The organism is Streptomyces swartbergensis, assembly GCF_002148965.1.
GTDB lineage: Bacteria > Actinomycetota > Actinomycetes > Streptomycetales > Streptomycetaceae > Streptomyces > Streptomyces swartbergensis.
On sequence record NZ_NGFN01000384.1, the window covers coordinates 1 to 7,850 of the forward strand.

Consider the following 7,850-nt stretch of genomic DNA (forward strand, 5'->3'; position numbering starts at 1 on the left):
AGGCAGGGGTTCGGGGCGACCGAGGGGTCCGTGTAGTAGTGGTCGTAAGCACTGTCGCCGCGGTGGAAGTCGGGGTCCTCGCCCTGCCGTGCCTGGGAGTTGAAGCGGTCGACCGTCGTACGCAGGGCCGCCGGCGGGACGCCGATGGACGCGGCCAGGGCGTCCAGGGTCCAGGCCTTGTGCGCGGCGCCCGAGTCGTACCAGTCGCCGGGGAAGGGCAGGGCCGGCAGGACGTCCTTGAAGAGGTACCGGTTGCGGTAGTTCTGGTCGACGATCAGCCAGGACGGGATGGCCGGGTCCGTGTCGTGGACGTCGTACATGGTGTGGACGACGTCGCTGTAGGGCGCGGCCTCGTTGACGAAGCGCCTGCCCGACCTGTTGACCAGCAGGCCGCCGGGCAGGGTGCGTTCGGCGAGGCAGAAGTACGGCTGGCCCGGGACCGGGATGGCCGGGCCCCACCAGGCGTCGTCCATCAGGTCGAGCGCCGCGCCGAGCCGCTCACCCGCCCGGATCCCGTCGCCGGTGTTCTCCTTGGCGCCGACCGTCCAGTCCGTGCCGATGGGCTGTCGCTGGTAGCGGTCGCGCATCGCGGCGTTGTGCTCGAAGCCGCCGGAGCCGACGATCACGCCCCGGCGGGCGCGGATCAGGCCGGGGGCGCCGTCGCGGGTGACCACGGCGCCGGTGACCGTGCCGTTCTCGACGTGCAGGTCGGTCAAGGGCGTGTTCAGCCACACCGGAACCCCGGCCGACCGCAGTCCCGCCCGCAGGCCGGCCGCCAGTGACTGGCCCATGGTCAGCGGCTTCTCACCCCGCAGGGCCGCCGCCGTCCCGCGCGCCAGACACTGTGCGGCCACGGCCGCCCCCTTGGCGTTCACCGCGGCCAGGGCCAGCCACTTGTAGTCCGCGCTGAAGACCACCATGCCGGCGGGGACGTCCATGTACGGCGGGTTCAGGCGGGCCAGTTCGGCGCCGAGGATCGTGCCGTCGAGCTGGTCGGGCTCGATGGAGCGGCCGTTCGCCAGGCCGCCGGGCAGTTCGGGGTAGTAGTCGCTGTAGCCCTCCATCCAGCGGAAGCGCAGGGGGCTGTGGGCCATGACGTAGGAGATCGCCGCCGGGCCGTGGGTGAGGAAGGCGCGCTGCCGGTCGGCGGGGACCTCCGGGCCGACGACGGCGGCGAGGTAGGCGGCGGCCTTGGCCGGGGTGTCGGGGACGCCGGCCGCGAGGATCACCGGGTTGTTCGGGATCCAGATCCCGGCACCGGAGCGGGCGGTCGAGCCGCCGAAGGTCGGGGCCTTCTCCACGACGACGCAGCTCAGCCCCTGCCCGGCGGCGGTCAGCGCGGCGGTCATCCCGGCCGCGCCGGAGCCGATGACGACGACGTCGTACGTACCGAGCGGGGGTAAGTCGGCGGCGTGGGCGCCTCGTTGCACTCCGGCGGCGACCGCGAGGCCGGCCCCCGCGGCACCGGCCAGCACTCGTCTTCGGGAAGGAGAACCAGAAGGGGAACCAGAGGAACCGGGAGAACCAGAGGAACCAGGCGAACCAGAGGAACCAGAGGAACCAGGCGAACCAGCGGGTGGTGCGGAGTTCATGTCAGTGGTCATGACTTCTCCAGCGCGACAGGACACCTCAAGGGGTGGGGAATGTCGCGCGGGCACCTCGCGAAGTCAAGAGCCAGGCCCTGATGCCCGTTGGAGCTTCTAGTCGAGGCCGATCGCCTCGCAGTCCGCCTTGTACTTCGGGGCGCAGATGTCCTTGACGGTGTACACCCCGTCCGTGATCACCGTCTCCTTGATGTTGTCCTTGGTGAGGGCGACCACCGGCACCAGCATCGCCGGGATGGCCTTCTCCGTAGGGCTGTCGACCGTCTCCCTGGTCAGCGCGGCGAACTCGATCGAGCGGCCCTGGACCTTGGCCACCGCGATCTTCGCGGCGTTCGTCGCCTCCAGCAGGAACGACTTGTACACGGTCATGTACTGCTCCCCCGACACGATCCGCTGCACCGCGTCCAGGTTGGCGTCCTGCCCGGTCACCGGCGGGATCCTGGTGGCGCCCGCCTCCTTCAGCGCCTCGATGACGGCGCCCGCCATGCCGTCGTTGGCGGAGTAGACGGCGGCGATGTTGTTCAGCCCGACACTCTGGATCGCCTTCTTCATGTTCGCCTTGGCGATCGAGGGCTTCCACTCCTTGGTGTCGTACTGCTGGACGATGTCGACCGCGCCCTGGAGTTCGCTGAGCGCGCCGTCCTTGAACCGTGCCGTGTTCGGGTCGGCGGGGTCGCCGTTCATCATGACGACCTTGCTCTTCTCGGCCTTGTCGCCGAGCTCCCCGACGATCGCGCGGCCCTGCACCTGTCCGACGAGTTCGTTGTCGTGGGAGACGTACGCGTCGATCGGGCCCTCGGCGAGCCGGTCGTAGGCGATGACCGGGATGCCGGCGTCCTTGGCCTTCTGCACGTCCGAGGCGATCGTCTTGGAGTTCAGCGCGTCCACCAGGATGACGTCGACCTTGTCGTCGATCATCTGCTGGAACTGCTTGCTCTGTCTGGAGACGCTCGCCTCGGCGTTGGCGTACTTGACCTTGCCCTGGTTCTCGGTGAGGGAGGCGACCTCTTCCTTGATCAGGGGGTAGTCGAACTTCTCGAAGCGTGCCGTGTCCCGGTCGGGCAGCAGCAGACCCACCGTGATGTCGTTGCCCTTCTTCACGCCCGTGGAGTCGTCACTCCCGCCGCCGCAGGCGGTGAGGGACAGGGCCGACACGGTGACCGCCAGGGCTATGGAGAGGGGACGCACAGCGGGCCGACGGGTGGTACGCGCTTTCACTGGTGGTGCCTTCCGATGGGGGGAGCATCGCGACGAGATGGCTAGAAAGCCAACGGGGAGACGCCGTGCGGCGTCAAGAACCCCGTGTGAAGAGATCGCAAAGGTGCCTCATCGCGTGTACAGACCCTCCACTTCCGCCGCGAAGGAGCGCATCACCGCCTCGCGGCGGAGCTTCATCGACGGGGTGAGGTGGCCCGCCTCTTCGGTGAAGTCCTCGGGGAGGATCGCGAAGCGGCGGATCGACTCCGGGCGGGAGACCATCTTGTTGGCCTCGTCGACGGCGCGCTGGATGACGGCGCGGAGTTCCTCGTCGTCGACGAGGAGTTTGGGCGGGACGGGGTGTTTGCCGTTCATGCGGCGCCAGTGGGTGACGCCGGCCTCGTCGAGGGTGATCAGGGCGGAGACGTAGGGGCGGCCGTCGCCGAGGACGAGGCACTGGGAGATCAGCGGGTGGGAACGCAGCCAGTTCTCCAGGGGTGCCGGGGCGACGGACTTGCCGCCCGCGGTGATCAGCATTTCCTTCTTGCGGCCGGTGATGGTCAGGTAGCCCTCGTCGTCCAGTTCACCGATGTCGCCGGTGGCGAGCCAGCCGTCGGGGGCGGCGGGTACGACACCACCGGCCTGGGGGTCCCAGTAGCCGCGCAGGACGTGGTCGCCGGCGAGGAGGACCTCGCCGTCGGCGGCGATACGGACGCGGGTGCCGGGCAGGGGCCAGCCGACCGTGCCCAGGCGGGGTTTCAGGGGCGGGGTGACGGTCGACGCGCCCGTGGTCTCCGTCAGGCCGTAGCCCTCGAAGATCTCGATGCCGGCTCCGGCGTAGAACGCGGCGAGGCGGCGGCCCAGGGGTGAGCCGCCGCAGATGGCGTAGCGGACCCTGCCGCCCATGGCGTTGCGGATACGGCGGTAGACCAGGGGGTCGTAGAAGACCCGGGCGGTCCTCAAGGCGCGGGAGGGGCCGGGGCCGGTGCCCGTCTGCTGGGCCTCCATCGCCTCGCCGTAGCGCTGCGCCACCGCCGCCGCGCGGTCGAAGGACGTCACCCGGCCGGCCGCCTCGGCCTTGGCGCGAGCCGAGTTGAAGACCTTCTCCAGCATGTACGGGATGGCGATCAGACAGGTCGGCCGGAAGCTCGCCAGGTCCGGGAGCAGGTCGTCCGCCTTGATGCTCGGCGCGTGGCCCAGCCGTACGCGGGCGCGGACGCAGGCGATCGCCACCATGCGCCCGAACACGTGGGACATGGGCAGGAACAGCAGGACCGAGGCCTCTTCGCTGGTCTTGGCCCTGAAGACGGGGTAGAGGAGCTCGATCGCGTTGTCGACCTCGGCGAAGAAGTTGCCGTGGGTGAGCGCGCAGCCCTTGGGGCGGCCGGTGGTGCCCGAGGTGTAGACGAGGGTGGCGAGGGTGTCGGGGCCCAGCATGCCGCGCCGCACCTCCACCTCCTGGTCGGAGAGGTGGGCGCCGGCTTCCGCCAGCCGGTCCACGTGCCCCTTCTCCACGACCCACATGTGCCTCAGGTCGGGCAGGCGTTCCCGCTCCGGGCCGAGTGCGGCGGCCTGCCCGGCGAACTCGGTGACCAGGGCGACCGCGCCGGAGTCCTGGAGGATCCAGCGGGCCTGGAAGACGGAGGAGGTGGGATAGATGGGGACCGTCACGAGTCCGGCCGCCCAGGCCGCGAAGTCCAGGACCGTCCACTCGTAGATCGTGCGGGCCATCACGGCGATCCGGTCGCCGGGCATCAGCCCTTCGGCGATCAGTCCCTTCGCCACGGCCAGCACCTGGCCGGCGAACCGCGCCGCCGTGACGTCGCTCCAGCGCCCGTCGGCGTCCTTGCGGCTGAGCGCCACGCCGTCCGGGTTCGCGCTCGCGTTGTCGAACGGCAGGTCGGCGAGCGACCCGTGGGTCCACGGCGGCGCCAGCGGCGGTACGGACGCCTCTCGCACCGCCCCGTCCAGCCGCCGTGTCTCGGGCTCGACCAGGACCGGTCCGCCGTACATGTCGCCGTAGGCGGAGGAGGGATGGGCAGTGGACACGGGCGGCTCCTGGGGCGCGCAGCGAAGGAACTGCTTGCTGCGATACGTACGTGCCTCGCACGCCGAGGCGCTCAACCGGTTGAATCCCCAGAAAGGGGTTACTGCCGGTAGGAACGGGATCGTACGGGCCTCACGTGGCGGGTTCGTGCGGGTTCGGGGATGATCCGGGGCCAGGCCTGTGCATTCTCGGGGGTTACGTGAGGGACCTTCACGTTCGGCTCGCCGTCGTCAGGCCCGCTCCAGGATCGCCGTCACCCCCTGTCCGCCCGCCGCACAGATGGAGATCAACCCGCGGGCGGGCGCGTCCCGTTCGGTGAGCAGTTTGGCCAGGGTCGCCACGATCCGGGCGCCGGTGGCGGCGAAGGGGTGGCCGGTGGCGAGGGAGGAGCCGGCGACGTTCAGCCGGGCGCGGTCCACCGTGCCCAGGCCCCGCTTCTCCCAGGCCGCGAGCGTCGCCAGCACCTGGGAGGCGAAGGCCTCGTGGATCTCCACCAGGTCGAAGTCGGCCAGGCCGAGTCCGGCCCGCTCCAGCATGCGCGGGACCGCGTACGCGGGTGCCATGAGCAGCCCGTCCTCGCCGCCGGCGACGTCCCCGCCGACGAAGTCGACGGCCGCCGTCTCGTACGCGGTGAGATACGCCAGTGGCTCCAGGCCGCGCTCGCGGGCCCACTCCTCGCTCGCCAGGAGGACGGTCGCCGCCCCGTCCGTCAGCGGGGTCGAGTTCCCGGCCGTCATGGTCGGGTCGGGGTGGCCGAGGCCGAACACCGGCTTGAGGGAGGCGAGTTTCTCCGCGGTCGAGCCGGGGCGCAGGTTCTGGTCGCGGGCCAGGCCGCGGAAGGGCACCACCAGGTCCTGGAAGAAGCCGCGTTCGTACGCCGCCGCCAGCCGCTGGTGACTGGCCGCCGCCAGTTCGTCCTGCGCCTCGCGGCCGATGCCCCAGGCGCGGGCGGTGACGGCGGCGTGTTCGCCCATGGACAGGCCGGTGCGCGGCTCGGCGTTGCGCGGAATGTCGGGCACGAGGTGGCCCGGGCGCACCTTCGCCAGGGCCTTCACCCGCCCGCCCAGCGACTTCGCCCGGCGGGCCTCCAGCAGGATGCGGCGCAGGGAGTCGTTGACGCCCAGGGGCGCGTCGCTCGCCGTGTCGGCGCCGCCCGCGACCGCCGACTCGGTCTGGCCGAGGGCGATCTTGTTGGCGGCGGCGATGACGGCCTGGAGTCCGGTGCCGCAGGCCTGCTGGATGTCGTAGGCGGGGGTGGTGGGGTGCAGGCGCGAGCCGAGGACCGTCTCGCGGGCCAGGTTGAAGTCGCGGCTGTGCTTGAGGACCGCACCGGCCACGAACTCGCCGACCGCGCCCGGCTCCTGGAGCCCGTACCGCTCGACCAGGCCGTCGAGGGCGGCGGTGAGCATCTGCTGGTTGGAGGCGGTGGCGTACGGGCCGTCGGAGCGGGCGAACGGGATGCGCGCTCCGCCGACGACCGCCACGCGCCGGACTGACATCTTCTGTGGGCTCATCTCGACCCGCTCCTCGTCTGCGACGTAGCCTTACCTACGGTAACCTTACTCCGGAGTAAGCAAGTGTGAGCAGTCATCCGAGCTGGGAGTCGCCATGGCCGACCGCTATCTGAGTTTCACCGCCACCGGGCCCGGCCGCTTCCTCACCCGCCGGCTCGGCCTGCCCCAGCCCGCTGCGCTGACCCGCTGGTCCCCCGAGCGGCCCGCCCTCGACGGCGGCTTCCTCCACCTCACCGCCGGCAGGTCCGGCCTCGACCTCGCCCCGGTCCTCGCCCGTACGGGCATCGGCCCGGCCGGCTCCGACCGGGCGGCGGCCGTCGTCCTGGACGCGAGCGGAGTGCGGGACGTCGAGGGGCTCGCCGAGGTGCACGCGGCCCTGCACCCCGTCGTACGGTCAATCGCCCCGAGCGGGCGGGTGATCGTGCTCGGCGCGCCGCTCGACCCCGCCGACCATCACCAGGCCGCCACCCAGCAGGCCCTGGAGGGCTTCACGCGCTCCCTGGGCAAGGAGATCGGCCGGGGCAGGACCGTGAACCTGGTCCGGCTCACGGACGCACCGGCCGCCGAATCCACCCTCCGTTTCCTGCTGTCGCCCAAGTCGGCGTATGTGAGCGGCCAGGTGATCGAGGTCGGGGCGGGCGAGGAACCCGCCACGCCCGTCGACTGGGACCGCCCCCTGGCCGGCCGCACCGCCCTGATCACCGGTGCCGCGCGCGGCATCGGTGAGGCGGTCGCCGAGACGCTCGCCCGGGACGGGGCCGGGGTCGTCGTCCTCGACGTGCCGCAGGCCGGGCAGGACGCCCGGCGCGTCGCCGACCGGCTCGGCGGCACCGCGCTGCTCCTCGACATCACGGCCGCCGACGCGGGCGCGCGGATCGCCGAGGCCCTGCCGGACGGCCTGGACCTGCTGATCCACAACGCGGGCATCACGCGGGACCGGCGCCTGGTGAACATGCCCGCCGAGCGCTGGATGCCGGTGCTGGAGGTGAACCTGGCGAGCGTGCTGCGCACGRCGGACGCGCTGCTGAAGGCCGGGACGCTGAACCGGGGCGGCCGGATCGTGGCGACCGCCTCGATCGCGGGCATCGCCGGCAACGCGGGCCAGACCAACTACGGGGCGAGCAAGGCGGGCATCGTCGGTCTGGTCCGCTCCCTCGCGCCGCGCGCGCTCGCCGAGCACGGGGTGACGGTCAACGCGGTGGCGCCGGGCTTCATCGAGACGAAGATGACGGCCGCCGTCCCGCTGTTCATCCGCGAGGCGGGCCGCCGCATGAACTCCCTCGCGCAGGGCRGTCTGCCGGTCGATGTCGCCGAGACCACCGCCTGGCTCGCGCACCCGGCCTCGGGCGCGGTCAACGGCCAGGTCGTTCGCGTCTGCGGCCAGAGCCTTTTGGGGGCGTGATGGCCGACGCCGCTCTCGTCCTCACCGGGTCCCCCTCCCTCGCCCCGCTCCTCGCGCGCGGCGCCCTGCTGTCCCCCTTCAAACGC

The 7,850-nt window shown here is 71.8% G+C and carries 5 protein-coding genes; 1 reads left to right on the plus strand and 4 read right to left on the minus strand.

Translation table 11 applies throughout. The annotated features are described in order from the left end of the window. From CA983_RS37325 to CA983_RS37340, 4 genes are all read right to left on the minus strand, one after another. Nucleotides 1–1,475, minus strand: a 1,475-nt coding sequence (locus CA983_RS37325; protein WP_086605168.1) for an FAD-dependent oxidoreductase, incomplete at its 3' end; no start/stop codon positions are given. A gap of 225 nt (nucleotides 1,476–1,700) precedes the next feature. Continuing rightward, entirely contained in the window at nucleotides 1,701–2,792 is a 1,092-nt protein-coding gene (locus CA983_RS37330; RefSeq protein WP_167407535.1) for a sugar ABC transporter substrate-binding protein, read from the minus strand. A gap of 138 nt (nucleotides 2,793–2,930) precedes the next feature. Further along, complete coding sequence (locus tag CA983_RS37335; RefSeq protein WP_086605172.1) at nucleotides 2,931–4,814, minus strand: AMP-dependent synthetase/ligase; 1,884 nt, start codon at nucleotides 4,812–4,814, stop codon at nucleotides 2,931–2,933. A gap of 264 nt (nucleotides 4,815–5,078) precedes the next feature. After that, the gene (locus CA983_RS37340) at nucleotides 5,079–6,362 is read right to left on the minus strand and encodes an acetyl-CoA C-acetyltransferase (protein WP_086605170.1); all 1,284 of its coding nucleotides are present in this window, start codon (nucleotides 6,360–6,362) and stop codon (nucleotides 5,079–5,081) included. A 94-nt stretch (nucleotides 6,363–6,456) separates the two neighbouring features. Between CA983_RS37340 and CA983_RS37345 the strand changes: the two genes are divergently transcribed. Continuing rightward, nucleotides 6,457–7,764, plus strand: coding sequence for a 3-oxoacyl-ACP reductase (locus CA983_RS37345; RefSeq protein ID WP_086605171.1), 1,308 nt, complete (start codon nucleotides 6,457–6,459; stop codon nucleotides 7,762–7,764). Nucleotides 7,765–7,850: the final 86 nt, after the last annotated feature.